The sequence below is a fragment of the Methylobacterium sp. AC315 genome (assembly GCF_979253755.1).
Genome location: NZ_CEEDEA010000131.1, coordinates 1 through 240, shown reverse-complemented (window position 1 = coordinate 240; position 240 = coordinate 1). Strand labels below are relative to the sequence as shown.

General features: G+C 80.0%; 1 protein-coding gene. It reads right to left on the bottom strand.

Annotation, left to right across the window (positions count from 1 at the left end):
* The coding region (locus AC0IY0_RS28995; protein WP_471766506.1) for a hypothetical protein at positions 1-240 on the bottom strand (240 nt) is incomplete at both ends.

Here is a 240-nt window from a genome sequence, read left to right as displayed (position 1 = left end):
GCGCGGTGGCGCGGCGCTCGAAGCCGGCCCCCAGCGCCTCGGTGCGGGCGTCGCTCAGGCCCGCCAGCGCGGCCTCGCGGCGGCTGAGCGTGTCGGCCAGGGCGGCGGTGTGCGCGTCGACCTGCTCGGCATGTGCCCGCGCCCGCTCGTCGAGCGCCGCCACGAGGCTGGCGGGGCGCTCGTCCATGCGGCCCGCGAAGGCGTCGTGGCGGTCGTCGAAGGCGGTGGCCAGCGTCTCGG